At 61.1% G+C, this 24,820-nt stretch carries 29 protein-coding genes and 3 pseudogenes; 16 read left to right on the top strand and 16 right to left on the bottom strand.

From position 1 onward, the window contains the following. Nucleotides 1-13: 13 nt before the first annotated feature. The 3 genes from AMC88_RS12480 to AMC88_RS12470 are packed head-to-tail and all read right to left on the bottom strand — an operon-like array spanning nucleotide 14 to nucleotide 1,728. The gene (locus AMC88_RS12480; protein WP_010678593.1) at nucleotides 14-715 is read right to left on the bottom strand and encodes a TIGR02281 family clan AA aspartic protease; all 702 of its coding nucleotides are present in this window, start codon (nucleotides 713-715) and stop codon (nucleotides 14-16) included. Next, a complete protein-coding gene (locus AMC88_RS12475; protein ID WP_012484114.1) occupies nucleotides 715-927 on the bottom strand; it encodes a DUF1289 domain-containing protein in 213 nt (70 codons plus the stop codon). The genes AMC88_RS12480 and AMC88_RS12475 overlap by 1 nt, the downstream gene beginning before the upstream one ends. Before the next feature lie 18 nt (nucleotides 928-945). Continuing rightward, on the bottom strand, nucleotides 946-1,728 hold the full coding sequence (locus tag AMC88_RS12470; protein ID WP_016733299.1) for an adenosylcobinamide-GDP ribazoletransferase: 783 nt from the start codon (nucleotides 1,726-1,728) through the stop codon (nucleotides 946-948). A 173-nt stretch (nucleotides 1,729-1,901) separates the two neighbouring features. Here AMC88_RS12470 and cobT point away from each other — a divergent pair, with 173 nt between their 5' ends. Further along, entirely contained in the window at nucleotides 1,902-2,918 is a 1,017-nt protein-coding gene (gene cobT, locus AMC88_RS12465; protein ID WP_012484112.1) for a nicotinate-nucleotide--dimethylbenzimidazole phosphoribosyltransferase, read from the top strand. A gap of 141 nt (nucleotides 2,919-3,059) precedes the next feature. Continuing rightward, the gene (locus AMC88_RS12460; RefSeq protein ID WP_012484111.1) at nucleotides 3,060-3,443 is read left to right on the top strand and encodes a diacylglycerol kinase; all 384 of its coding nucleotides are present in this window, start codon (nucleotides 3,060-3,062) and stop codon (nucleotides 3,441-3,443) included. A gap of 1 nt (nucleotide 3,444) precedes the next feature. On the opposite strand, the gene AMC88_RS12455 is transcribed toward AMC88_RS12460, so the two are convergent. Next, on the bottom strand, nucleotides 3,445-4,980 hold the full coding sequence (locus AMC88_RS12455; protein WP_012484110.1) for a sensor histidine kinase: 1,536 nt from the start codon (nucleotides 4,978-4,980) through the stop codon (nucleotides 3,445-3,447). Between the two features lie 106 nt (nucleotides 4,981-5,086). Between AMC88_RS12455 and AMC88_RS12450 the strand changes: the two genes are divergently transcribed. The 6 genes and pseudogenes from AMC88_RS12450 to AMC88_RS34505 all read left to right on the top strand — a co-directional run bounded on the left by AMC88_RS12450 (nucleotide 5,087) and on the right by AMC88_RS34505 (nucleotide 9,612). Further along, nucleotides 5,087-5,644, top strand: coding sequence for a thermonuclease family protein (locus AMC88_RS12450; RefSeq protein ID WP_010024792.1), 558 nt, complete (start codon nucleotides 5,087-5,089; stop codon nucleotides 5,642-5,644). Between the two features lie 4 nt (nucleotides 5,645-5,648). Further along, the gene (locus AMC88_RS12445; RefSeq protein ID WP_012484108.1) at nucleotides 5,649-6,281 is read left to right on the top strand and encodes a uracil-DNA glycosylase family protein; all 633 of its coding nucleotides are present in this window, start codon (nucleotides 5,649-5,651) and stop codon (nucleotides 6,279-6,281) included. 69 nt (nucleotides 6,282-6,350) lie between these two features. Beyond that, complete coding sequence (locus tag AMC88_RS12440; RefSeq protein ID WP_004678404.1) at nucleotides 6,351-6,839, top strand: Lrp/AsnC family transcriptional regulator; 489 nt, start codon at nucleotides 6,351-6,353, stop codon at nucleotides 6,837-6,839. Nucleotides 6,840-7,554: 715 nt separating this feature from the next. Then, nucleotides 7,555-8,622 carry a porin gene (locus tag AMC88_RS12430; RefSeq protein WP_064829961.1) on the top strand — a complete coding sequence of 356 codons (1,068 nt, stop codon included), beginning with the start codon at nucleotides 7,555-7,557 and terminating at the stop codon, nucleotides 8,620-8,622. Nucleotides 8,623-8,880: 258 nt separating this feature from the next. Then, nucleotides 8,881-9,231 (top strand): annotated as a pseudogene (locus AMC88_RS33085) (LysR substrate-binding domain-containing protein); the annotation flags it as partial. Between the two features lie 249 nt (nucleotides 9,232-9,480). Continuing rightward, nucleotides 9,481-9,612 carry a hypothetical protein gene (locus AMC88_RS34505; RefSeq protein WP_257784661.1) on the top strand — a complete coding sequence of 44 codons (132 nt, stop codon included), beginning with the start codon at nucleotides 9,481-9,483 and terminating at the stop codon, nucleotides 9,610-9,612. A 220-nt stretch (nucleotides 9,613-9,832) separates the two neighbouring features. On the opposite strand, the gene AMC88_RS12420 is transcribed toward AMC88_RS34505, so the two are convergent. The 3 genes and pseudogenes from AMC88_RS12420 to AMC88_RS12410 form a co-directional block, all read right to left on the bottom strand. Continuing rightward, nucleotides 9,833-10,270, bottom strand: coding sequence for a CBS domain-containing protein (locus tag AMC88_RS12420; RefSeq protein WP_012484104.1), 438 nt, complete (start codon nucleotides 10,268-10,270; stop codon nucleotides 9,833-9,835). 601 nt (nucleotides 10,271-10,871) lie between these two features. Continuing rightward, nucleotides 10,872-11,521 (bottom strand): annotated as a pseudogene (locus AMC88_RS12415) (DNA alkylation repair protein). After that, a complete protein-coding gene (locus AMC88_RS12410; RefSeq protein WP_064825342.1) occupies nucleotides 11,518-12,387 on the bottom strand; it encodes an NAD(P)-dependent oxidoreductase in 870 nt (289 codons plus the stop codon). Before AMC88_RS12410 ends, AMC88_RS12415 begins: the two are co-directional and overlap by 4 nt. 160 nt (nucleotides 12,388-12,547) lie before the next feature. Between AMC88_RS12410 and AMC88_RS12405 the strand changes: the two genes are divergently transcribed. The 6 genes and pseudogenes from AMC88_RS12405 to AMC88_RS12385 all read left to right on the top strand — a co-directional run bounded on the left by AMC88_RS12405 (nucleotide 12,548) and on the right by AMC88_RS12385 (nucleotide 15,097). Beyond that, nucleotides 12,548-12,922 (top strand): hypothetical protein, encoded by a 375-nt coding sequence (locus AMC88_RS12405; protein WP_012484100.1) that lies wholly within the window; start codon nucleotides 12,548-12,550, stop codon nucleotides 12,920-12,922. 216 nt (nucleotides 12,923-13,138) lie between these two features. Continuing rightward, on the top strand, nucleotides 13,139-13,462 hold the full coding sequence (locus AMC88_RS12400) for an ArsR/SmtB family transcription factor (protein ID WP_004678370.1): 324 nt from the start codon (nucleotides 13,139-13,141) through the stop codon (nucleotides 13,460-13,462). Then, the gene (locus AMC88_RS12395) at nucleotides 13,459-13,869 is read left to right on the top strand and encodes an SRPBCC family protein (protein ID WP_012484099.1); all 411 of its coding nucleotides are present in this window, start codon (nucleotides 13,459-13,461) and stop codon (nucleotides 13,867-13,869) included. The genes AMC88_RS12400 and AMC88_RS12395 overlap by 4 nt, the downstream gene beginning before the upstream one ends. A gap of 56 nt (nucleotides 13,870-13,925) precedes the next feature. Then, a pseudogene (locus AMC88_RS34055) lies at nucleotides 13,926-14,137 on the top strand (hypothetical protein). 5 nt (nucleotides 14,138-14,142) lie between these two features. Next, nucleotides 14,143-14,610 (top strand): DUF1801 domain-containing protein, encoded by a 468-nt coding sequence (locus AMC88_RS12390; RefSeq protein ID WP_012484098.1) that lies wholly within the window; start codon nucleotides 14,143-14,145, stop codon nucleotides 14,608-14,610. A 46-nt stretch (nucleotides 14,611-14,656) separates the two neighbouring features. Further along, entirely contained in the window at nucleotides 14,657-15,097 is a 441-nt protein-coding gene (locus tag AMC88_RS12385) for a DUF1801 domain-containing protein (protein WP_012484097.1), read from the top strand. 116 nt (nucleotides 15,098-15,213) lie between these two features. Here AMC88_RS12385 and AMC88_RS12380 read toward each other — a convergent pair whose 3' ends face one another. From AMC88_RS12380 to AMC88_RS12365, 4 genes are all read right to left on the bottom strand, one after another. Next, a complete protein-coding gene (locus tag AMC88_RS12380; RefSeq protein WP_012484096.1) occupies nucleotides 15,214-15,690 on the bottom strand; it encodes an SRPBCC family protein in 477 nt (158 codons plus the stop codon). Beyond that, nucleotides 15,687-16,028: an ArsR/SmtB family transcription factor gene (locus AMC88_RS12375; RefSeq protein ID WP_012484095.1), complete on the bottom strand. Its 342-nt coding sequence runs from the start codon at nucleotides 16,026-16,028 to the stop codon at nucleotides 15,687-15,689. Before AMC88_RS12375 ends, AMC88_RS12380 begins: the two co-directional genes overlap by 4 nt. Beyond that, nucleotides 16,025-16,711, bottom strand: coding sequence for a glutathione S-transferase family protein (locus AMC88_RS12370; protein ID WP_004678358.1), 687 nt, complete (start codon nucleotides 16,709-16,711; stop codon nucleotides 16,025-16,027). Before AMC88_RS12370 ends, AMC88_RS12375 begins: the two co-directional genes overlap by 4 nt. Nucleotides 16,712-16,815: 104 nt before the next feature. After that, a complete protein-coding gene (locus tag AMC88_RS12365) occupies nucleotides 16,816-17,634 on the bottom strand; it encodes a methyltransferase (protein ID WP_064829960.1) in 819 nt (272 codons plus the stop codon). Nucleotides 17,635-17,764: 130 nt separating this feature from the next. Between AMC88_RS12365 and AMC88_RS12360 the strand changes: the two genes are divergently transcribed. Then, nucleotides 17,765-18,487, top strand: coding sequence for a DUF2270 domain-containing protein (locus AMC88_RS12360; RefSeq protein WP_012484093.1), 723 nt, complete (start codon nucleotides 17,765-17,767; stop codon nucleotides 18,485-18,487). Here the strand turns inward: AMC88_RS12360 and AMC88_RS12355 are convergent, their stop codons facing one another. The 4 genes from AMC88_RS12355 to AMC88_RS12340 form a co-directional block, all read right to left on the bottom strand. Then, nucleotides 18,488-18,754, bottom strand: a complete 267-nt coding sequence (locus AMC88_RS12355; RefSeq protein ID WP_004678350.1) for an usg protein — start codon at nucleotides 18,752-18,754, stop codon at nucleotides 18,488-18,490. 163 nt (nucleotides 18,755-18,917) lie between these two features. Beyond that, on the bottom strand, nucleotides 18,918-19,748 hold the full coding sequence (locus AMC88_RS12350; protein ID WP_016733280.1) for an ABC transporter permease: 831 nt from the start codon (nucleotides 19,746-19,748) through the stop codon (nucleotides 18,918-18,920). After that, nucleotides 19,745-20,551 carry an ABC transporter permease gene (locus AMC88_RS12345; RefSeq protein ID WP_064825341.1) on the bottom strand — a complete coding sequence of 269 codons (807 nt, stop codon included), beginning with the start codon at nucleotides 20,549-20,551 and terminating at the stop codon, nucleotides 19,745-19,747. The genes AMC88_RS12350 and AMC88_RS12345 overlap by 4 nt, the downstream gene beginning before the upstream one ends. A gap of 113 nt (nucleotides 20,552-20,664) precedes the next feature. Further along, on the bottom strand, nucleotides 20,665-21,438 hold the full coding sequence (locus tag AMC88_RS12340) for a transporter substrate-binding domain-containing protein (protein ID WP_004678345.1): 774 nt from the start codon (nucleotides 21,436-21,438) through the stop codon (nucleotides 20,665-20,667). A 331-nt stretch (nucleotides 21,439-21,769) separates the two neighbouring features. On the opposite strand from AMC88_RS12340, the gene AMC88_RS12335 reads away from it, so the two are divergent. Then, on the top strand, nucleotides 21,770-23,938 hold the full coding sequence (locus AMC88_RS12335; protein WP_064825340.1) for an OmpA family protein: 2,169 nt from the start codon (nucleotides 21,770-21,772) through the stop codon (nucleotides 23,936-23,938). Nucleotides 23,939-24,031: 93 nt separating this feature from the next. Here AMC88_RS12335 and AMC88_RS12330 read toward each other — a convergent pair whose 3' ends face one another. After that, a complete protein-coding gene (locus AMC88_RS12330; protein WP_064825339.1) occupies nucleotides 24,032-24,790 on the bottom strand; it encodes an alpha/beta fold hydrolase in 759 nt (252 codons plus the stop codon). Nucleotides 24,791-24,820 lie beyond the last annotated feature (30 nt).

Here is a 24,820-nt window from a genome sequence, read left to right as displayed (position 1 = left end):
GCGACGCCAGGGTTCAATCCCGCAGGCGCAGTTCGTCGGTCTGCATCTGCATGGAGCCCAGCGTTTCCAAGAAGCTCATCCCGAGCAGGCTCTGGTCGAGCCGGCCGTCCTCGGCGACGCTGGCTGCGACATTATTGCGGACGATCGGACCGATCGCCACCTGGTCGAGCGTGATCGGGGCTGCGCGACTGCGGCCGTTGGCGGTCATAACAGTCATCGAGTAGGTGAGGCCGGTGAGATCGATGCCGATGCGTTCGGCATCCTCGTGCGAGAGCGCGACCATGCTGGAGCCGGTGTCGACGAGCATCTCGACCGGTCGGCCATTGACATTGACGTCGGCTTCGAAATGGCCGTTCAACAGCTTGTGCAGGATGATTTCCTCGCCACCCTCGCTCGTCGTGACAACGACGGCGCGGCCGGGAACGAGGCCGGCTAGCACCCGGTTGCCGACGCCGAGCGCTTCCTGGCGATAGAGATAGACGGTGACGAGCGCCAGGATGATCACCAGCCAGATCATCATCTGGCGCATGGTTTCACCGACGCTGCGCCGGCTTCCCCAGATGCCGGCCGACAGCATCAGTGCGATCGGCAGCAGGTAGACGACGCGGCCGAAATCGTCGCTTTGCAGGCCGAGGATGCGGCTGCTGTCATTGTTGAGGATCAGCACGGCAAGGCCGATGCCGATTATGACGAGGAAGACAGTCAAACGGATCATCAGGACTGCTCCGGCCGCGCGGCGAGGCTTGTTTCCATGTGGCTCCTCGTGGCGGCGGCTGCGAGCCTCGCCGGCAGCAGCGCCATGATCCCGCCGCGCTCGGTCTCGGTATAGTTCATCCAGCCACCGATTTCCTCAAGAGTGCGGCCGCATCCGGCGCAAAAACCGGTGGCTGAAACCATGGAGCAGAGGTGAATGCAGGGTGTTTGCATGGAGGATATATCGGAGTTTCAAAGAGCCGTGGCAAGTGCGCATAAAGTGGCGATTTCGCAGATCTGCTGCGTCGCCCCCAGCGTGTCGCCGGTGTGGCCGGCAAGTCGGCGGCGGATGAAGACGGTGCAGGCAAATCCTGCGGCGCCGGCGGCGAGCAGGCTGGCGACGAGCGGCCACAGGCCGAAGGCCGGCCAGATCAGAAGTGCTGCGAGGAGACCGGCTGCGACGAGCGCAAAATGCATCGCCGCTTCATCCGGCTGACCGGTCGAGGCGGCCACGCCATCGGCCTTTGCCGGCGGCAGCCGCTGCCAATGCCAGGTGATTGCGCCGCGGCTCAGCGCCGCGACGGCGGGGATGGCAAGGACCGCTGCGAGAGGTGAGGAATGGCGGACGATGGCGGCAAGCGCTGCCGCGCGGATCGCGAAGGAGAGAATGAGCGCGATGGCGCCATAGGTGCCGATCCGGCTGTCCTTCATGATGATGAGGCTCTGTTCGCGGCTCTTGCCACCGCCGATGCCGTCGGCCGTATCCGCCAAACCATCTTCGTGCAGCGCGCCGGTGACAAGAGCCTGGACGGCAAGTGCGACCAGTGCGGCTACCAGTGGATCAGCGCGCAGGCCCAGAAGAAGGAGGAGGGCGAAGGCCGGGACAAAGCCGATGAGAAGGCCGGCGAAGGGAAAGGCGCGCACCAGACGGCCGAGCCTGCCGTCATAGCCGTTGAACAGCGCTGGCGGCATGGGAAGGCGGCTGAGGAAGGCGACGGCGCGGGCGGTATCGACCGCATAATCCTTGATCTTCATTCTGTTTCGTTCTGCCGGAGATCCCGACTTATGGTCGCGGCGGCGCTTTTGGTGTTGTTCGCTTCGTTCGCCGGCTTTAAGAGAGAGCCACCGCAAAGAAGCTGATTTGCTCGACGCAAACAAGTGGTTTGCGTGAAAACAAGAATAGCCGAATTCATAGGAAAACCGCACAGATGAGCGTTTCAGGCCTGCCGTTCGACGATTTCCGTACCCTGCTTCGCGACCTGCCGGGGCCGGATGCCCGCGCGCTGGTGGCCGCACGCGAACGCGACGCGCAGCTGACCAAGCCGCCGGGTGCGCTCGGACGGCTCGAGGAAATCGCCTTCTGGCTCGCCGCCTGGACGGGCCGCCCACCCGCCGTCAACCGGCCGCTGGTGGCAATCTTCGCCGGCAATCACGGCGTCACCAGACAGGGCATCACGCCGTTTCCGCCGGCCGTGACCCAGCAGATGGTCGAGAATTTCGCGGCCGGCGGCGCGGCGATCAACCAGATCTGCGTCACCCACGATCTCGGACTGAAAGTCTTCGATCTGGCGCTCGATTATCCCACAGGCGATATCACCGAAGAGGCGGCGCTTTCCGAGCGCGACTGCGCCGCGACCATGGCTTTCGGTATGGAGGCGATCGCCGGCGGCACCGACCTGCTCTGCATCGGCGAGATGGGCATCGGCAATACGACGATTGCGGCTGCGATCAACTATGCGCTCTATGGCGGTTCGGCGCGCGACTGGGTGGGGCCCGGCACCGGCTCCGAAGGCGATATGCTGGAGCGCAAGGTCGCGGCGGTGGAAAAGGCAGTGGCGCTGCATAGCGACCATCTCGACGATCCGCTCGAGATCATGCGGCGGCTCGGCGGGCGCGAGATTGCGGCGATGGCGGGCGCCATTCTCGCCGCCCGCATGGAGCGCATTCCGGTGCTGATCGACGGTTATGTCGCGACTGCCGCGGCTGCGATCCTCAAAGCCGCAAATCCTTCCGCGCTCGATCATTGCCTGATCGGCCATGTCTCTGCCGAACCGGGGCATCTGCGCTCGATCGAGATGCTTGGCAAGACGCCGCTTCTGGCGCTCGGCATGCGGCTCGGCGAAGGCACCGGTGCGGCGCTGGCCGCCGGTATCGTCAAGGCGGCGGCCGCCTGCCATTCCGGCATGGCAACCTTTGCCCAGGCGGGTGTGAGCGGCAAACATTGAGGCCGCGACCGGCACCGGCGATGCGGTCTCCGGTTCGCTTGCACCGTTCAGGCGGATTCGCTATTTGCCTATTGGCTCACTAAAGGGGAGACGGCGAAGCCTTTCCCGGGTCCATGGCGCAACGGGAAGAGGAGAGGGCGTGTGATGAAGCCTGCGGTGACGAAAGAGACCGGATTTCGGCATTTCATCGCCGCCGCCAGCTATTCCTGGGCGGGCTTTCTACGCGTGCTGAAGGAAGCTGCCTTTCGCCAGGAACTCGGCTTTTTCGTCGTTTCGATCGCAGCGCTGGCGCTGGTCGGCGCGACCGCCGGTGAGATCGTCGTCGCAGTTTTGCTGTTTCTCGGGCTCTTTTCGATGGAGGCGATGAATACAGCCGTCGAAGAGGTGATCGACCGCATTTCGCCGGAGATTTCGATCGTCGGTAAACACGCCAAGGATCTCGGTTCCTTTGCGGTGAGCTGCATGATCGCCGCCTGCTGTCTCTATCTCGGCTTCGTTCTCGGCAACCACCTGTTTTTTGGCTGAATCAGGCAAAACTCTTGCGCTTGCGGGCGACGGCCTGGGCCTCTTCGACAGCCGGCAGGCTCTGGAGCACGCGCTTGGCGGGCAGGATGGCGATGACCTCGGTGCCCTCGCGCAGCTTCGACTTCAGCAGGAACTGTCCGTCATGCTTGGCAAGGATCGCCTGGACGATCGGCAGGCCGAGGCCGGTGCCCTGTTCGGCGCTTTTGATGGCGATCGAACCTTGGCCGAAGGCCGAGAGGACGACGGGGATCTCTTCTTCCGGAATGCCGGGGCCGTTGTCCTTGATCGAGATGTACTGGCCGCCACCAGCCGTCCAGCCGACCTTGACGTGGATTTCGCCGCCCTGCGGCGTGAATTTGACGGCATTGGAGAGAAGGTTGAGCACCACCTGGCGCATCGACTTCTCGTCCGCCCAGATGGCCGGCAGCTGCCGCTCGAATTGATCCGAAATGGCGATGTTCTTGGCCCGGGCGCGCAGCTGGACCATGCCGATGCAATCCTCGGTGATATCGAGCAGCGAGATCGCCTCCTCGCTCAACTCGTATTTGCCGGCCTCGATGCGCGACAGGTCGAGGATCTCATTGATGAGATCGAGCAGATGCTGGCCGGAGCGGTGGATATCGCCGGCATATTCTTTGTAGGTCGGATTGGCGAGCGGTCCCATGACTTCTGCCGACATCACCTCGGAGAAGCCGAGGATGGCGTTGAGCGGGGTCCTGAGTTCGTGCGACATCGAGGCGAGGAAGCGGGACTTGGCGAGGTTTGCCTCCTCGGCGCGGCGGCGCGCCTCGTCCGACATCGATTTCGCCACTTCAAGCTCGGCGATCAGGTCGTCCTTCTCCGACTGATAGGAGAGGATCCTGAGGTTCGATTTGAACAGCCGGTCGCTGATATAGTTGAAGAAGACCAGGGTGGTCGTGAACAGGCCGGTCAGGCTGATTTCGAGGAGGTCGCGCGAAAGGCCGCTCTTGGCGCCAAGCGCCAGGACTGCCGGTGCGAAGGCGACCAGCACGGCAGGTGTCAGCATGAAGTTCGACATCGCCGTGACGGAGAGCGCAATCAGCAATGTTGCGCCCTTATAAAGAATGAAACTCGAAGGTTCGCAGGTGTCGCAGCCCTGAAGCGCGAAGACGGCCCAGCAGCAGCCAACCAGGAATTGGCCGGAGAGCAGCAGGCGGCGCCATTTGCGGGCGCTTTCGGAGGTGATTTCCTGGCGGCGGGCGCGTCGCGCGAGCAGGATATTGCCGGTGTGGCAGGTGAGCGTCAGCAGCGCCCAGAAGAGCAATCGCGTATCCTGAGTGAAATAGACGCCGAGGGCGGTGATGATGACGACGAACAGCGGCATGATCGTCGCGCCCTGCAGCATCGACGCTATGTACATCTTAAGGACGTCACGGTCGAAGGAGGAATTGGACGCATGACCGGACTGAAGACGTTCGCGCGTCTGCCGCACGGCCTTGGAAACGGCCTTATTGCGGTGGCTGCGCGACCTGTCGACGATAATCTTGTCGGTCGATGTGCTTACGCCGGTACTCATGTGCACGTTGAAACTTCATCCCAGGGTGGATAAGAGCTTAACCGGCAATTCTTAAGAAGATGTTTGCCATCTTTGCCAAGGATTTGTTTTTTAAGGAGGCGAAAGCGTGACACGGGGCCTGCGCCTGATTCGCGACGGCGTCACCGCTTTTGCCTTACTGGCGTTCCTGGCGCTGATCGCCGCCAAGGTCAACGATACCGCAGCCATCAAGCATGCGGGCGCCTTTCATGCCGCCGACGGCGACAGCCTGTCCTTGGAGCGGGAGCGCTTCCGGCTCGAAGGCATCGATGCACCGGAGCTTAACCAGAGCTGCGAGCGGGCGGGAACAGTCTGGGCTTGCGGGCGCGCCGCGCGCCAGGCGCTGCAGGAGATGGTGCTGGCATCGGGAACGCTTTGCCAGGGCAGCCGGCGCGACCGCTATAACAGGCTGCTCGTCGTCTGCCGCAATGGGGCAGGCGGAGACATCAACGCCGCCATGGTGCGGCGGGGCATGGCCATTTCCTATGGCGGTTACGGCAAGGAGGAGGCGGAAGCGAGGGGTGCAAAGGCGGGGATGTGGGCCGGAAGTTTCGAGCGGCCGCGCGATGTGCGCGGCCACGCCCGCCAGGATTCCGGTTTCGACGAGACGCTGCGCTTCATCGGGCGAATCGTCGGGTGGGAGTAAGGTGATGACCGACGAAGCCAGGCTGGAAACTTTGCGGCGTGAAATCGCCGCCTGCCGCATCTGTCGCGACGCGCCGGCAAAGGGGCCGGCGCACCGGTTGCCGCAGGAGCCGCGGCCGGTGGCCGTGATCTCTTCGAACGCCCGTATCCTCATCGCCGGCCAGGCGCCTGGACTTCGCGTGCATGAGAGCGGGCTGCCATTCGACGACGCCTCAGGTGACCGGCTGCGATCTTGGCTCGGCGTCGACAGGGCAAGCTTTTACGACCGCGACCGATTCGCCATCGTGCCGATGGGCTTCTGCTTTCCCGGCTATGACGACAAAGGCGCGGATCTTCCGCCGCGTCGCGAATGTGCACCATTCTGGCGGCAAAGAGTACTTTCGGCGATGCCGCAGATCGAACTCGTGCTGGTCATCGGCCAATATGCACAGGCCTGGCATATGGCCGGCGGAGGGCAGGGCGGTATGGCTGAGACGGTGCGGGGGTGGCGCGACAGCCTCATGTCCGGGCGATCGCCGGCGGTGCTACCGCTGCCGCATCCGAGCTGGCGCAACAGCGGCTGGCTGAAACGCAATTCCTGGTTCGAAGAAGAATTGCTTCCGGTCTTGCGGGCGCGGACGAAAATGCTGCTTTCCTGAAACAAAATTCTTTTCGTTGGGCGGAATCGAGTTATACAAAGAAAATAATTCGAAAGGACTGACGTGCGCATGGACCGCCTCGACCGAAAAATACTGCGTCTGCTGCAAGAAGATTCGACCCTTGCCGTTGCCGACCTCGCCAAGAAAGTGGGGCTGTCGACGACGCCATGCTGGCGCCGCATCCAGAAAATGGAAGAAGACGGTGTCATCAAGCGTCGGGTTGCCATCCTCGATCCGGAGAAGGTCAACACCAAGGTCACCGTTTTCGTGTCGATTCGCACGGCTACCCATTCGATCGAGTGGTTGCGCCGCTTTTCCGAGGTGGTCGCCGAATTCCCCGAAGTGGTCGAATTCTACCGGATGAGCGGTGATGTCGATTATCTCCTGCGAGTCGTCGTGCCCGATATCGCAGCCTATGACGCCTTTTATAAGCGGATGATCGCAAAGATCGAGATTCGCGACGTCTCCTCCGCCTTCGCGATGGAGCAGATCAAGTATTCGACGCAGCTGCCGCTGGACTACATGATTCTCGAGAACGCCAAGTCCAACGAAGACTGAATCCGAGCGTGCGATCTACCGCCGCCTGGAATTGCGTCGATAATCGTGGCACGGTCTACTACCGCAGAGGGTATCATCCCCAAGAAATGGGCTTCGAGCGGCATTCTCATCATCCCGTGAGAGTGTCCGCAAGGAGGCCGCAAGCAGGGCCGAGAGAGGGTTCTGACTACGGAAAAGTCTCATAAATAGCAGAAAAGCGCTCGAATCGCGGCGAAATCCTGAAGAAATACATAGCCTAGTAACGATTAAGGGGCTATGGTGCGTACAACCAGTGGGCAACATGTCATCATTTTGACGCATTGGTATCGAATTCAGGACACTATGTTCTAAGCCGTCACCTTGTATGTGTTCATTAGCCGGCGGTAGAGTTTTATGAGCTTCACCATTATGTCCGACGAAGATCGGACGGTGAGGATTTTGATGAAAGAATATGGCGTTTGCGGCTTGCGATGGAGGGTTTTCGTCGCCGGGTCGTTTGTGCGTTTTTCTGCTGTAACCAATTGAAATTGTTGTATAAAGATCACGCTTTCGGGGAAAGTGGCTCGATCGGACTCTTCCCGCGTATATCGAGAATTGCTTGAACGCGCCCGGTATGGGATGACGATTTGGCGGTTCGATCGATCCGCACGCCGAGATGGCTGTTCAAACTGGGCCGGCTTCAAATCGACTACCCGATTGGAAGCCAGCCCCGATCGACAAAGGAATGGATTGGTAAATGAACATCAGAATGGTTTTGCTCGCATCAGCAGCAGCATTTGCTGCATCGACGCCGGTTCTTGCAGCTGACGCTATCGTTGCTGCCGAGCCGGAACCGGTTGAATATGTTCGCGTCTGCGACGCTTACGGCACCGGCTACTTCTACATCCCCGGCACCGAAACCTGCCTCAAGATCGAAGGCTACATCCGTTTCCAGGTCAACGTTGGCGAAGATGTCGGCGGCGATTCGGACTGGGATGCCGTCACCCGCGGTCAGGTTCAGTTCACCGCCAAGAGCGACACCGAGTACGGTCCGCTGACCGGCGTCATCGTCATGCAGTTCAATGCTGACAACGCCTCCACTCAGGAAGCCAAGCTCGACTCCGCTTACCTTGACATCGCGGGCTTCCGCGCTGGTCTGTTCTATAGCTGGTGGGACGATGGTCTCTCCGGTGAAACCGATGACATCGGTTCGGTCGAAACCCTGCACAACTCCATCCGCTATCAGTACGAAAGCGGCACCTTCTACGCTGGCCTCAGCGTCGATGAACTGGAAGACGGCGTTTACCAGGGTACCTTTGCTCCCGGCGTCCTTCCCGGCACCACTGTTTTCACTGCGGATGATGGTCCGAACAACGTCGGCGTAGCCTTCGGCATCGGCGGCAAGGCTGGTGCCTTCAGCTACCAGGTTACCGGCGGTTGGGACTTCGACAACGAAGACGGCGCTATCCGTGCAATGGGTACGGTTGAAATCGGCCCCGGCACGCTCGGCCTCGCCGGCGTATACTCTTCGGGCCCGAACTCCTACTACTCCGCAGCTGAATGGGCTGTTGCTGCCGAATACGCTATCAAGGCAACCGACAAGCTGAAGATCACCCCTGGTGTTCAGTACTACGGCAACTACTTCGGCGGCGGCAAAGAAGTTCCGGAAGACTTCGACGGTCTTGGCGACGCTTGGAAGGTTGGTCTGACGGTTGATTACCAGATCGTCGACAACTTCTACGCCAAGGCTTCGGTTCAGTACCTCGATCCGGATGACGGCGACGACTCCACGACGGGCTACTTCCGTCTGCAGCGTTCGTTCTAATCGGCTTAGTGCATGCTCCCGGTCTTCGGACCGGGAGCATTTTCAAATCAGTTTCTGATCCGAGTGACCTCCGATCAGCTACGGGGACGAGTCCGGTCTTCCCTGCCGGACCGTCCTTGCGGCGTTTCTGCTCCTATCTTCGTGACGGTCTTTGCGAAACGCCATTCAGGTGAGCCGGACCGGCAATCGCGTATCGCACGACGACATGCTGTTTAGCCTATTGAGGCGCCCGCTTTGTTTTAAGCGAGCTCGGTTCGCGTGGACGAACTCGCCGACCAGCCGACGCTGGCGATGACATCGTGGGTGACATTCCATACCTGGGAGCTCATCGGCCCGAATGACGACAAGCGGGTAATCCGGCATCAGCCGCGGCTGACCTGCCGTAGCATGACCGCCATTCTCGATGCAGCCCGCGCCGGCCTCGGCCTCGGACTGCTACTCGAAAGCGCCTGCGAGGCGGATCTGCAGGCTGGCAGGCTGGTGCGGGTGTTGCCGGAATGGCAGTCGGAAGAAAGCCAATTCTATATCGTCTTCACAACGGCCAGGGGCATGCCGCCGGCGGTAAGAGTGCTGATCGACTTTCTAGTCGAAAAGTCCAAGCATCATTGACGGTGAGGCGAAAGCCCCGACCCCAAAGCGTGTCGCGAACTTTCAGTTGGCTTGCGATGATTTGCCGAAGATCTGGCGGTGGGGTTCACCCGGGGCTTCAGGCCGGGCATGGAGGTGGGGCTCTCAGACGACCAAGCCCAAGGTAGACGGGAGAGCCGGCGGTTACCACGGCACGGATGAGCATGCGGTAGGGCCAATGAATAGAACGATCTGCCTCGACCGTTGTTGAATCTTGGGCGGGTGATGCGAATGCTGATGATCGTCGTCATTGGAGCGATGATTGCTTCAATACTCGGTATCCTGGCTCTCAAGCCATTTGATCGCGGCAGCAATAAGAGCGACGCGCCACCAGCCGTGATTCAACAACCGGAGCCGAAATAGTAGCGCAGCTTTGGCTGACGTGCCAAGGCTTCGATAACAAAAACAAATCAATCTCGTGGCGTCGTTCCTATAAGCCCTTGGGCCCTAGCAGCGGAGCTGCGTGAGGCGTCCGGATGTGCGAAATTGCCGAACTCTCGCGCCAACGGCAATGGCGCGAGAGAGATGAATGATCAGATGACTGCCGGCCCGTGGACAGCTTTCTGTGGCGCCACGCGGACCGTCAGTGGGCCGTCTGCGAATGTGCGCCCCCACGTTGCGAAATGCCGCTCAGTGCTCTGCCTGTTTCCATGGTCTCGCCCTTCATCGCGAGATCGCCAAGCGAGATGATGCCGACCAGCCGCTTGCTTCGGTTCAGCACCGGCAAGCGCCGCACTTGAAGATCCCCCATGTTGTGAAGAACGTCTTCCAAATCTTCGTCATCGAAGCAGTACTTGACATCGGTACTCATTACATCCCGGACCTTTGCGTCGGGACCTTTGCCCTCTGCCACGCCACGAATGGTAATGTCGCGATCAGTGATCATCCCGACCAGCCGATCATTCTCTGCCACCGGGAGAGCGCCGGCATCGAGACGTCCCATCATTGCGGCAACTTCCCGCAATGTCTGGTCCGGATCGGTGATCTGAACGTCGGTGGTCATGCAATTGCTGACTTTCATGATAGCCTCCCTCATGTTGTGCGCGTCAAGCCGCTGGATAAAAACAATCAACGCTCATCGGTCGGAAACGTTCCTGTCAAAGGCTCAGTGGTAAAAAATGTGCCGGAGCGTCTCTCTTCCTTCTCCTCGCCGATGGCGGGATCCTCATCATCGGTCGTTGACAGATCGCTGGGCCGGACTCGGAACCTTCAGTGTGGCGGTCGGTTCTTGTCGGTGAAGCTGGAGGAACCGGCTATGTCTGGAAAAATTGCTGCCCCCGCCAAACGGATCGACCCTAAAAAGCAGCCTGTCTGCCGTTCCGACGACCAGGTGGCGCCCCCTTAGTCTGACGATCGCCAAGATCCGCCACGAGATACAAGAGAGACGCCGACACCGAACCCAAACGACAAAGGCTCACGAACAGGCCAGCTGAATAAGTCAGAAACTCAAGACGGTCTCAAGGCGCGCAATCGGTAATAGCGGACGCTCCCTGCTAAAATTATGCAGCGTTGCCTGTCGCGCAACGCAGCAAAAATGCCCGTGGCCAAACCTCATTGACAAGCAGCATGTGATTAGACAACCGCTGCACACTTTAGCGAGGCATGCATTCGATGTCGCATCGCTATTTCAGCCGCGCCATCAACTTTTCGCCGCTCAGCTCCCTGACCGCATCCCTGCCGATCCAGCGGGCGGTTTTATCCGAGCTTTCAGCCAGAAGCTTCGCCAGCCGCAGCGCCGGACCGTGGCAGCCGCGATTGCGTTTGCCGATGCTGCGCAGTGCCCAATTGACCGCCTTCCGAACAAAGTTGCGGGAGTCGCCCGAATGCGCCTGGATCAGTGGCAGCCAGGCAAGGATAGCCAAATCTCCCTCGTTCTTCCGGTGGACGGCGGTGGCTGATATCATGGCGAAGGCGGCGCGGCGAACGAACTCGCGCTCGTCGGCTGCGAATTCCGATATGAGTTCGTCCAGTCGGGCTCCGACGAAGAGATCGGCGGCGCAATCGACGATCTCCCAGGAGTTGAAATCATTGGCCCAGCTTCTGGCTTCTTCCGCCGTGAGCCGTTTCGGCTCAGCTGTGCAGAGGGCAAGCAGGCGGGCTTCGCGGATATCGCTTTGCCAGAGCTGCATTGCCCTGAGGTGATCCCTCTTCGCCAGCCGAGGGCGCGGGCGGTGACGATGCCGAAGCGCGCCATCCCGGCGACATTCTCCTCCGAGCGCAGCGTTTCGAGATGCGCGATCAGTTCCGCGGGATCGGAGGAGGGGCCGATCATTTCTCGAGGCGGGCAAGCAGCGAGGACGTGTCCCAGCGATTGCCGCCCATCGCCTGCACGTCGCCGTAGAACTGATCGACAACGGCCGTGACCGGCAGTTTAGCGCCGTTGCGGCGGGCTTCGGCGAGCACAATGCTGAGATCCTTGCGCATCCAGTCGACTGCAAAGCCGAAATCATATTTGCCGGCGTTCATGGTTTTGTGGCGGTTTTCCATCTGCCAGGAGCCTGCCGCACCCTTGGAGATCACCTCGACGACCTTTTCGATATCGAGGCCGGCGCGCTTGCCGAAATGCAGCCCTTCGGCGAGGCCCTGGACGAGGCCGGCGATGCAGATTTGGTTGACCATCTTGGTCAGCTGTCCGGAACCTGCCGACCCCATCAGGCCGACCATCCTGGCATAGGCTTCGATGACGGGCCTGGCGCGCGCATAAACGGCTTCGTCGCCGCCGCACATGACGGTCAGGACACCGTTTTCGGCGCCGGCCTGGCCGCCGGAAACCGGAGCGTCGATGAAGTCGACACCTTTTTGCTTTGCCGCTGCATAAAGTTCGCGAGCGACCTCGGCGCTGGCGGTGGTGTTGTCGATCAGCACCGAGCCAGGCTTCATGCCGTGCAGAGCGCCGCTATCGCCTAATGTCACCGATCGGAGATCTTCATCGTTGCCGACGCAGACGAAGACAAAATCGGCGCCCTCTGCCGCCTCGGCCGGGGTAGGGGAGGATTTGCCGGAGAATTTCTCAGCCCAGGCGGCGGCTTTCTCGGCGGTGCGATTGTAGACGGTAACATCGTGGCCGCCCTTGAGCTTCAGGTGGCCGGCCATGGGAAAACCCATGACGCCGAGACCGATGAACGCGACTTTAGCCATATGTCCTATCCTTTCCTGAGTGAGAGGCCCCGAGGATTAACCGAAACGGCGGGAGCAGAAAAGCCGTCAGAAGCGACTTCCCGTCGATTGACGTGACGAGGCTGGCCGTCGTTCGTTTCGGCTCTAGATTGCTGGAAGGCACAATGCTCCGGGAAATGATATGAGCGAAACTCCGACGATCAAGCAGCGGCGCAAGGGCCGCAGCGGCATGCAAGCGATGCTCATTCCGTCGCAGCAGATGGTCGCGGAGCAGATCCGATCAGCACCACAAGGGATTCGCACCGATCTCGGTGCTCTCCGCCGCTGCCTCGCCACTCGATACGGGGCGGACGCCTGCTGCCCGGTGACGGTGCAGCGGCATTTGCGAGCCATCGCCGACCTGTCCTTCGGCGCGTTGGCAAAGGGCGAGCCGGTTTCGGCTGTGACGCCCTATTGGCGTCTGGTTGATCCCGCGAGCATGCTTGCGGCGCGTCTTACCGGTGGCCCCACCGTCATTCGGGAGCGGCTGGCCGCCGAGCGTCCTGAGAGGTCGTGACCGCGAATATGCCTGTCGCAACGGCGGTGCGCGATCGATGCAAAATGTTCCTATGCATAGCTGTGAAGCTATGTAATCTCTCAGTCGCTATGCGCCGCAAACCTTTGGTGTTCTTCTCCTTCGCTTTGTCGGCCCCGCGTACCAAGCTTTCGTCTTGACTCACGTATGCCTCGGCAGCTATACGTCAATTCATAGCTCCAGAGGTATGAATCATCTATGCCAGATGCTCACGATGTACTATTTCGGACGCTCGCCGATCCGACGCGGCGGGCTCTGTTCGAGCGGCTGTGCCGGGAAGGAGAGAAGACTGTCGGGGCTCTGACGGCCCGGGCCGGCGTATCTCAGCCGGTTGTTTCGAAACATCTCGGGATCCTGAAGCAGGCCGGATTGGTGCGCGACCGCCACGAAGGGCGGCAGACCCACTACAGTGCGCAGCTTGGCGCGCTGGCTCCGCTGGTCGACTGGACGAGCGAGATGGCCGGCTTCTGGCAAAGCCGCTTTAACGATCTCGAAGATTTGCTGAAAAGGATGGATCAATGACCGACACATCGACAGAGACGCGCTCCGTCGTCATCGAGCGGGAAATACCCTTTCCTTCGGAAAAGATCTGGCGGGCGCTCACGCAGCCGCACCTGCTCCAGGAGTGGCTGATGAAGAGCGACTTCAAGCCCGCCATCAATCATCGTTTCAGTTTCAGCGCTGATTGGGGCTCTGTCGACTGCAAGGTCCTGGAAGTCGAGCCGAACAAGACCCTATCTTACAGCTGGGAAGCCTATGGGCTGGAAAGCATAGTCACATGGACTCTCACCCCAACCGCCACCGGCACGCATTTGCGGATGGAGCAATCCGGCTTCCGGGCAGATCAGCGGCAGGCGTACGGAGGCGCCAGGAGCGGGTGGACGCAGTTCTTTGCAAATCTGGAGCAGGTTCTGGCGCGGTCGGAGTGAGATCGTCGATAGACGGACCTTGCGTCGCTGAAGCTCATTTCCCCGGGGAGATCCTATTGAACTGGAACCACTGGTTTCGGCAAATTCATCGCCGGCCGTCCGTCGCCTTTACGGCTGCTGTTACCGTCGATATCATCGCCGCGCTGCAGGGGAAATCGACTGTCTGGGTAGGCCTCCTGGCGCTGCTGCCGCTCTGCCTGTTGATGCGACCGATCTTTACCTGTTCTTGCTGCCCGATGCCGCGAGGCGGCGCGGAAGATGGGAGTGAACGCGATGGCCGAAAGAAGACCCAAGACGGCGGCCGAGGTGACAAGCAAGACGGTCGCCGAACCGGCCGCCGCGCCGAGGCTTCTGTCGGGCGGCAACCCGCAGATCGCCAAAGGTCATGGCGACGCGCCCGTGCAAGCCTATATTGCGGCGATGCCGGGCTGGAAAAGCGAGATCGGGCGTCGCCTCGACGTGATAATCACCGGCACGGTGCCTGGCGTCTCCAAGGCAGTCAAATGGAACTCACCTTTCTATGGGGTCGAAGGGCAGGGCTGGTTCCTCGGCGTCCATTGCTTCACGAAATACGTCAAGGTGGCCTTCTTCCGCGGCGCCCTGCTCGATCCGCCGCCGCCGGGCGCTTCCAAGCAGAAAGACGTGCGTTACCTCGACATCCGCGAGAATGACGAGATCGATGAAGCCCAGCTCACCGACTGGGTGGAGCAGGCCAGCCGATTGCCCGGAGAGCGGATGTGACCGCAGCGATGTCACCGACATCTGGGGCCAATGAAGAGAGACAATCATGAAAAAAGTGACGGCAAGCATGAAGAAGAGCGGTTCCGAGCAGGGGCCCGGAGAAGCCTCGCCCTCCCAACTGATCGATGCGAGGATCGAGGAGCTAAGGGATTGGCGCGGCGAGACGCTTGCGCGGGTCCGGGCGCTGATCAGGCAGGCCGAGCCTGACGTTGTCGAGGAATGGAAGTGGCGGGGGGTGCCGGTCTGGGAGCGTAGCGGCATCATCTGCACCGGCGAGACCTATAAGAGCGTGGTGAAATTGACCTTTGCCAGAGGTGCCGCGCTGGAGGATCCTTCGGGACTCTTTAACTCCAGCCTCGAAGGCAACACCCGGCGCGCCATCGATATCCATGAGAGCGACAAGATCGACGAGGAGGCATTGAAGGCGCTCGTTCGCGCCGCCGCCGCGTTGAACGCTGCTGCCTCGCGGAAGAAATCAAACGGCTGAGGCTTCGTCCGATTGATGCGCGTCGCGTCAAATATAGTTCACGCCACTCCCATTAGCCCTTTGTTTTGATGCATGTCGTTATCCCGGAAGCGCTGCACACTTCTGGGCGACATGCATTAGTGGATTGGGCTTGTCTCGCGCTCGAGAAAGAGTTCGAGATTGTCGAGGCCGATTTCGGTGCCCTGAAGACGGGCGCCGTTGTCGGCATAGCCGTCGAGGAACACCGCTTGTTCGGTAAAGACCATCTTTGTGCCGCCGGGTTCGGCCTCGAAGGCGACGGTGGCAAGAGAGACCGAGATGCGGGCTTCGCCGAGCTTCATCTCATAAGTGTAGATGATCCGCGCATCGGGCACGATGTCGATGTAATGGGCGTCAAAGGCATGCAGGAGCCCGTCCGTGTCGGCAACATAATTCCTTTCCAGCCCGCCGGGACGGAAATCCAGGCCGTATTCCAGCGGCACCCAATCGCCGTGGCAGGCGAACCATTGACGCTTGGCTTCCGGCGCCGACCAGGCGCGGAAGACCCGGGCGACGGGCGCCTTGAGGTGGCGTTCGATGACGAAGGTGGTGTGTTCTGCGGAGCGTGTCGTCATTCGGGGAGGGTCTCCGGCTCGTCGGCGAGAAGTTGATCCAGCCTGCCGAAGGCGGTGGTCCAGCGGGTTTTCCGCTGTTCCACCCAGCGCTCGACGGCGGCAAGCGCATCCTGCTGCAGGTGGTAGGTGCGCACCCGGCCGGATTTTTCGGAGAATACGAGGCCACTGCTTTCCAACACCTGCAGATGTTTCAGCACCGTCGGTAGCGCGACCGAGAGCGGCGCCGCCAGCTCGGTGACGGAGGCCGGGCCGCGGCCGAGGCGGTCGATCATGCCGCGGCGGCTGCGGTCGGAAAGCGCATGAAACATGCGGTCGAGATCCACCTGGCCGTCGATCATTCCGCTGCGTCCCGGAAGCGGGCGGGCAGCCTGTCATGGTAGGGGTAGAATTTGAAATAGGGGCGGGCCTCCTCCAATGCCCTGGCGAAGGATGGGCGCGTCAGCAGCCGCTCATAATAGGCGCGCAGTCGCGGCTGCTCGGGTGAAAAGGGGACCAGCGTCTCCGCGTAGAAGAGAGAGGGGGCGGCGGCGCAATCGGCCATAGTGAAGGCCCCGCCCGTGATCCATGGGCTGTCGCCCAGCTGCTTTTCGATCATTGTGTAGGCCGTGGCCAGCGTCGCCCGCGACGCGGCCATCTCGATTTCGTCCGCCTTGCCTTCGGGACGTCGGCGATTGCTGACCAGCGTCTGCATCGGCGCCTGAACATAGTGATCGAAGAAGCGGTCCCAGAGACGGACCTGCAACGCCCGGTCGATCTCCAGCGGCAGCAGGGCGGCGGGACCGGGATAATAATGGTCGAGATATTCAATGATGATCGAGGTTTCGGGAATGGTGCTGTCGCGGGCCTCATCACGCAGCAGCGGCATCTTGCCGATTGGCCAGAACCGGAAGAGATCAGAACGTGAAGTCTCGTCGGATAGATCGACGATCCGGTTTTCGAAGGGCGTGCCGTTTTCGTAAAGCGCGATCAGCACCTTATGGCAGAAGGAGGCAAGCGGATGCCCATAAAACACGAGCGACATGCGGCGACCCTTTCCTGTGTGGTGGAAAACTTTACCATCCGACTAAGTATCAGGTTCGCAAGACTTCGGCAACCGATAGTTCTCCGATCGCGCAACTATTCTCGTCAGCCGATATATTTGGCGATCACCAGATGGCCGGGCGTCGGCTGTCCCTCTTCCATGCGCACGTTGATATCGGATATCTCGGCAAGCTCGAAACCGGTGGCGGTCAGCCGCTCCCTCACATAGCCGTCGGCGTGGGCGAAGCGCTGGTGCGGTCCGACCATGAAGGCGCGGCCGGCGAGAATTTCTGCCGGCAGGGTTTCGGAGGAGAAGACGAACAGGCCGCCCGGCGTCAGGTTCTCGGCGGCCCCGAAGAACAGCGGCTCGAGCGCGCCGAGATAGGGCAGCACATCGGTGGCGGCGATGATGTCGAAGGCTTCCTCGTCATTGTCCTCGAGGAAATCCTCGACCTCGGCGACGAAAAGCGTCTCATAAAGATCCTTCTCATGGGCAATCTCGACCATCTTCTCCGATATGTCGATGCCGGTCATATCTTCACAGAGGTCGCGCAGGGCGCCGCCGGTCAGACCCGTGCCGCAGCCGAGATCGAGCAGCCGCTTGAACGGTCCGAGCTTCAGCTGCTGCAGGCGCTGGCGCACCAGCATCGGCACGTGATAGCCAAGCTGCTCGACGAGAACATCCTCGAACACCTCGGCATGCTGATCGAACAGGGTCTCGACATAGGCGTCGGGCGCCTTGGCCGGCGTTTCACCGCGGCCCATCGCGGCGATGCGCACGGCGGCTCCGCCGTGGTCATCTGGATCGATCGCCAAAACTTCCTCATAGGCCGCCACGGCCGCGTCGATATCACCGGCCTTTTCCAGCGCCAGCGCGCGGTTATAGGCCTCGGCAAGGGCTTCTTCGTCGATCTTCTTCGCCATCGCGGTCCATATCCTCTTGTTTCAGGCAAGCGTCTAAGGCCGCTTTCGATGTTTTGCAATGGCGGGCGTGCAGGCGCAGAATAGTTAAACGCGCCAAGATCTGCGCCAAAAAGACGAAAGGAGGAAAGCCATGGATATGGAGCAAGACAGGATGCCGCCGGCAAGTGAAGGAGAGGGCGCGCGGGTGCTGCTGCCTGGCACGTTGAGCGAGATCACCACCTCGCTCACACACTATTACCGTGGCGAACTGGGGAGAATGACAAGCTGGCGCGACCGCATCGACCGGACATCCAACTGGGCGATCACCGTGGTGGCGGCGCTGCTCTCGGTATCGCTGTCGACTCCGACCTCGCATCACGGCGTGCTGCTGTTCGGAATGATGCTGATCACGCTGCTTCTGATGATCGAGGCGCGGCGCTACCGCTTTTTCGACATATACCGCGCCCGCATCCGCCAGATCGAGCGCTGTTATTTCGCGCAGATTCTGGCGCCCAACCCCAATAGCGGCAGCGAATGGGCCGCGGTGATCGCCGGCAGCCTTCGCCATCCGCGCTTTCTTCTCAGTTATGGCGAGGCGATGCATCGCCGTCTCAAGCGCAATTACGGCTGGATGTATTTCATCCTGCTGCTTGCCTGGTGCCTGAAGATCTCGACGCCGAAATTGCAGACAGAGGGCACGCCGGCGCTGCAGGCGCATTCATGGGCTTATGTTATCGACAATGCCGTGCTTGGGCCCATTCCCGGCCTTGCAGTCATTGCTGGGGTCGTCGCCTTCTATCTCGGCATGCTCTATTTCGCACTGCGTCCCGATCGTGACGAGGGCGAATTCGGCCATGGCGAAGCGCATGTCTGATCAGTGCAGGATGAACTCACCCTTCAGCGCGCGCCATTCGGTTGCCGAGATCAGCTTGCGGTGGACGTAGCGCACAGAATGCAGCGGTCCGTCGAGCTTCTCCTGCCAGAATTTCAGAAAGCCGCGCATCTCGGGAAAATCCGGGGCGAGATCGTAATCCTGCCAGACGTAGGTCTGCAGGATCGTCGGGTGGTCCGGCAGGCGGTAGAGGATCTGGGCGGTCGTCAGGCCGTAACCTTGCAATTGTCTTTCCATGTCCGTGTGCATTTTATTCCGCTTCTTCTCGTTCCCACTCGCACGCTTATTAGCGCTACGTGATATGGAAACATGCGAGTGGTTAACGGAAACTTTACAGATACTTCAGAAAAGGACAATTTATTTTTAATATCAATGGCTTGGCAGCACGGCTCCGAGAGTGCTGCCAGCGCCATCAGCGCTTGAGATGGCGGGTCAGCCGACGCTCGATCCACGCCCAGAGATGGCGCAACGCCTCGACGATGGTGAGATAGAAGATCGCCGCCCACAGGTAAGTCTGGTAGTCAAACGTGCGCGAGAAGGCGTAGCGGGTTTCGCCCATCAAATCGAGCACGGTGATGATGGCGACGACCGCCGAACCCTTGATCAGCAGGATGATTTCATTGCCATAGGGGCGCAGCGCGACGATAAAGGCCTGCGGCAGGACAATCTTGCGGAAAGCGATGACCTTATGGATGCCGAGGGCGGCTGCCGCCTCGTGCTGGCCGTGCGGCACGCTCTCGATTGCGCCGCGCAGGATTTCCGCTTGATAAGCGGCGGTATTGATGGTCATGGCGAAGAGACCGCAATACCAGGCATCGCGGAAGAACCACCAGATGCCGACGGCTTCGAGCTGTGGCCGGAATACGCCGAGGCCATAATAGACAAGGAATAGCTGGGCAAGCAGCGGCGTGCCGCGGAAGAAATAGATATAGCCGTAGGCGAGCCAGTTGAGCACGCGATTCTTCGACAGGCGCGCCATGGCGAGCGGCAGCGAGAGTACGGCGCCGCAGACGACAGAGATGGCGACGAGGCTGAGAGTGATCCACAGACCGTGTAGATAACGTGGCCCATAGCGGGTGAACTTGTCGGGATCCCAGCCATTGACGACGGTGAAGAGCAGCAGCGCGGCGAGCAGCGCCCAGAACGTGACGAGGATGTAGCCGCTGAGACGGGCCGCCGTCATCGGCTTTCTCACCTCGCGGGGTGCGGGCTGCGGCGGGATCAATGTTTCGGCATAGCTCATCGGCGCACCTCCGAACGCTTGGCCCAACGGTCGATATGGACAAGCAGGAACGAAGAGAGGATGGCGAGCACCAGATAGAGACAGCAGGCGATGCCGTAGAAGAAGAAGGGTTCCTTGGTCACCCGCACGGCGACGCTCGTCTGGCGCAGGATGTCGGCAAGGCTGATAATCGAGACATAGGACGTGTCCTTCAGCAGCACCATCCACAGGTTCGTCAGGCCGGGCAGTGCAATTCGCACAAGCTGCGGCAGGATGATGAGCCGCAGCGTGCGGCCGCGATGCAGGCCGAGTGAGTCTCCCGCCTCATACTGGCCCTTGGGTATGGCGCGAAAAGCGGAGAGCAACACTTCCGAACAGTAGGCGGAGAAGACGACCGAGAGCGCGATCACGCCGGCGAGAAAAGCGTTGATCTCGATCGGGGGGCCGACATAACCGGCAAGCTCCAGAAGGGACTGGATCAGCATCTGCATGCCGTAATAGATGATGAAGAGCGTCAAAAGCTCGGGCAGGCCGCGGAAGATCGTGGTGTAGATGCCAGCGGCCAGCCGCAGCGGCTTTTCCTCCGACTGCTGACCCAGCGCCACGAGGAAACCGATGGCTAGGCCGATCGGCAAGGTGACGATCGCCACCGAAACGGTCACCTGCAAGCCAAGGGCGATTTCGTCGCCCCAGCCAGTATCGCCGCAGGCAAGAATCGTCGACTGACCAAACCAGGTGAAGATGCCGACGGGTCCGCACAGCGGATCGAAAATGTGCACAAGTGAGCTCCAGAAGGAGCCTAGCGCGGAAAATAATCCGCCCATGCGTGAATTCCCCTCACGGCTTTTGCCGTTTTGATCTTGTCACCGTTGTCAAACAAAAATGGCGGAAGAGCAAGCCTTCCGCCATTCGCTTTATCGGCCAGATACCGAATTTCTCATTCGCCGTAAACGTCGAAGTCGAAGTACTTGTCCTGGATCTTCTTATACTCGCCGCTGGCGCGGATCGCTGCGATGGCAGTGTTCAGCTTTTCCTTGAGCGGATCGCCCTTGCGGATGGCAATCCCCGCGCCGTTGCCGTTGATTTCCTTGTCGACCGGCAGGGTCGTCAGGATCTTGCAGCAGGCGCCGGCGTCGGACTTGACCCATTCGGAGAGAACGACGACGTCGTCGATGACGGCATCGACACGGCCGCTGGAAACGTCGAGCTTGTATTCGTCAGCGGTCGGATAGAGCTTCAGTTCGGTGTCGGCCAGGTGCTTCTCGGCGTAGTTGGCGTGCGTCGTCGAGGTCTGGGCGCCGATCACCTTGCCCTTGAGGCCAGCAACGTCAGTGATCTTGGAGTCCTTCGGTACGGCGATGGCCGGCGGCGTGTTGTAGTACTTGTTGGAGAAGTCGACGAGCTTCAGGCGTTCCGGCGTAATCGACATGGAAGAAACGATCATGTCGAATTTCTTGGCGTTGAGCGCCGGAATGATGCCGTCCCAATCGGTGCTGACGAAGCTGCATTCAGCTTTCATCTCGGCACAGAGCGCCTTGGTGATATCGATGTCGAAGCCCTGGATGGTGCCGCTGGCATCGACGAATTCGAAGGGCGGATAGGTCGAATCGGTGCCGATCACGTATTTTTCGCCATCGGCCATGGCCGAGCCGGCAAAGAGCGACATTGCCGCGATCGAGGCTGCCGCGAAGATACGGGTGGAATTAAACATGAGGATCCTCTCTGTTGGTGGCCGCTGTCGGTTTTTCTCTTGGACTCGCGGGCGCAATTCAACGGTGTCGACACCGCCTTGCGGCGATAATCAGACTTTTTTTCATGGAATTGCAACAGAAATTCCCGCGCAATTGTGCGGTGCAAATAACAGGCGAGATGAACGAAAGCAGACTGCAACATTCACGGGAGGTTAATCCAGGGCTTCCTAGAACGGGAACAAATCGGCGGCTTGGCGCTTTGCCAGTTCGCCGTTTCGCCTCATTGCGAAGCTACGGGCGGAGCAAGGCCTGTCGGCCTTCAGGAAGCTCAAACAGGATCGAGGAAACCCGATGGGCAAGAAATCAACTTTGTTTGCGAGTGCCGCTTTTCCGCTGCTTTCCCTTTCGCTGGCTCTCCAGCCCGCCACGACGATGGCTGCCGTCCGCGACGTCGCGGCGCCGGCCGCGGCCGTGCAGCAGGCGGAGCAGGGCAGTTTCGAAGTGGCGCAGGACGCGCCGTCGGACGAGGAACTGCTGAAGAAGAAGCGTAAGGAAAAGAAGGAGGCTCCGGCCGAACAGGCGCCGGCAGCCGAGCAGCCCAAGCAAGAACCTGCCGAAAAGCCGAAGAAAGCCGAGCCGAAGGAGGCGCCGGCACCCGAGCCGAAGGCAGAACCTGAAGCGCCGAAGGCCGAAGCGCCCCGGGAGGAGCCCGCACCAAAGGCCGAAAGCAAACCCGAGCGCAAAGCCAAGAAGGAGGCTGAGCCCGAGGTAAAGCCTGAGGCCCAGCCGCAGCAGGAAGAGCCGCAGAAGCCCGTAACGCAGGAAAAGCCGAAGAAGCCCAAGAAGCCTCAGGCGCAGCAGGCCGAGCCGGAGGCTCAGCCGGAGCCCGAACAGCAGCCGGCCGCCAAGGAAGCTCAGCCGCAGGTGGAGCAGGCTGAGCCTGAGACCAAGCCGGAGGGCAAGCAGCGACAGGAGAAGGCCCAAGGCAAGGACAAAGGCAAGGGCAAGGCCGAAAAGGAAGCCCAGCCGGCTGCGCCCGAGGCCGTAACGCCGGCCGAGAATCAGGCCAAGCCCGAAGCAAAACCCGAGACAAAACCCGCAGCCGAGGCGCCGGCTGAGAAGAAGCCGGCAAAGGGCGAGGCGACAGCGCCGGAGGACAAGCCGGCCGAAGACAAGGCAGCCGCACCTGAGGCCGCGCCCGTCGAAAAGCCAAAGGAGGGCACGGCCGAAAAGCCTGCCGCAGCACCGACGACCGCGCCCAGCACCGACACCGCCCAGCCTGCGCCGGATGCCAGCGGTAGTCAGCAGGTAGAGCAGGCGCTTCCGGCACCGGAAAAGGTTTCTCCCGAGGAACTGGAGCGCCGCAAGAAGATCGCCGCGGATCCGGCCAAGAGCAACGAGACCGTCGTGCTGCCGGTCGAGAATGGTGCTGCCGTGCTCGACAGCGACAAGGATGCAGACCGCAGCAAGGGCCGCGAAGGCCGCCGCGACCGCGACAAAGTGCGCGCCGAGAGCCAGGAGGTGAAGGTGCCGACCTCGGACGCCGATGCCCAGGCGGCGACCGCCGGCAAGGCGCCGGCGCCGATCAAGCTCGAGGCGGTGACCAGCGAGAAGGGCACCAGACTGGAGGAACGGCCGCGATTCGTCCGTCCCGAGGGCGCCCGCGTTGACGACCAAACTGACGACAATCGCGTGATCATCCAGTACAACAATCAGGTGATCGTGCGCAGCGACGACGACAGACGGTTCCTGCGCGACGGCGAGCGGCCGATCTATGAAGAGCTGCCCGACAGTCGTTATCGCGAGACGATCACACGGCCGGAGGGCTACCGCATCGTGACGATCCGTAACCGCTACGGCGATATTATCCAGCGGTCGCGGGTCGACGCCCGCGGGCGCGAATCCGTCCTCTACTATTCGCCCGATCTCTACGAAGATCCGGACCGCGGCTATTTCGAGGATCCGGGCGCCGATCTGCCGCCAATGCGGTTGCGCGTGCCGCTTAGCGATTACATCGTCGACACACGCAGCGACCCGGACCGGGATTACTACGAGTTCCTGAGCGAGCCGCCCGTCGAGCCGGTGGAGCGTGTCTATTCGCTTGACGAGGTGAAGTATTCGGCCCGAATCCGCGACAAGGTGCGCCGCATCGACCTCGACACGATCACCTTCGCGACCGGTAGCGCCGAGATCCCGATGACCCAGGCGCGCACCCTGCGCAAGGTTGCCGATGCGATCAGCCAGGTGCTGAAGAAGGATCCGAGCGAGACCTTCCTGATCGAGGGCCACACGGATGCCGTCGGCAGCGATCAGAGCAACCTGGTTCTTTCCGACCAGCGCGCGGAATCGGTCGCTAACGTGCTCTCCGATGTCTACGGCATCCCGCCGGAAAACATGGCGACGCAGGGTTATGGCGAGCGTTACCTGAAGGTGAATACGGCAGGTCCCGAACAGGAAAACCGCCGCGTCACCATCCGCCGCGTCACGCCGCTGGTGCGCCCGGTCGCCGCCAACCAGTAAATACAGTTGCCCCTCTCCATCCGTGGAGAGGGGCAACTGGCTTTCTCCCTCTTCTCCGCTGCGGGGTCCGCAGGGGAGAAGAGAGTCGAGGCTCTACTCGCCGACCTTCTTCGCCGCCTTTTCGATGACGTCGGCGACTTTTTCCGGTTGGGATGCGAAGACGGCGTGGCTGGCCCTGATCTCGGTCACATCGCTGCCGGCTCGTTTTGCCATGTCGCGCTCGAGATCCGGGTTGATCGCGCGATCCTGGGTGGCGACGATCGACCAGCTCGGCTTCGTCCGCCATGCCGGCTCTGCGATCTTGGCCGCGAAGGCCTGTTTCGCGGCGAAGACCTGAGACTTTGCCAGGAAGTCGGCCTCGGCTTTTGGAAGGTCGGCCGCAAAGTCCGCCGCGAAGGCGCCGGGGTCGAGATAGAGATATTTTCCGTCCTTTGTTTCCTTGATGTCCATGCTGCCGGCCGGCTTCGAACTGGCGAGGCGCAGCAGGCTTTCGCCCTTGTCGGGCTGAAAAGCCGCGACATAGACGAGACCGGCGACACCCGGATCGTTGCCGGCTTCGGTGATGACCATGCCGCCGTAGCTGTGACCGACGAGGAGCGCCGGTCCTTCCTGGAGGTCGAGAACCCGCTTCGTCGCCGCCACATCGTCGTCGAGCGAGGTGAGGGGGTCCTGGACGATGGTGACGTTGAAGCCGCGCTTTTCGAGGATCTCGGTCGCCTTGCGCCAGCCCGAGCCATCTGCCAGTGCGCCGTGGACGATCACGATATTCTTGAGGGCGGTAGCCTCGGCCGCGAATGCGATTCCGGCGGTGGCGAAGGCAATGGCTGCGATGAAAGTCAGATGCTTGTTCATGGGGTTACTCCTTGTGGTCGATGTTGAAGA

It is taken from the genome of Rhizobium phaseoli (genome assembly GCF_001664385.1).
In the GTDB taxonomy this organism is placed as follows: Bacteria; Pseudomonadota; Alphaproteobacteria; order Rhizobiales; family Rhizobiaceae; genus Rhizobium; species Rhizobium phaseoli.
This window is presented reverse-complemented; position numbering and strand designations above follow the sequence as displayed.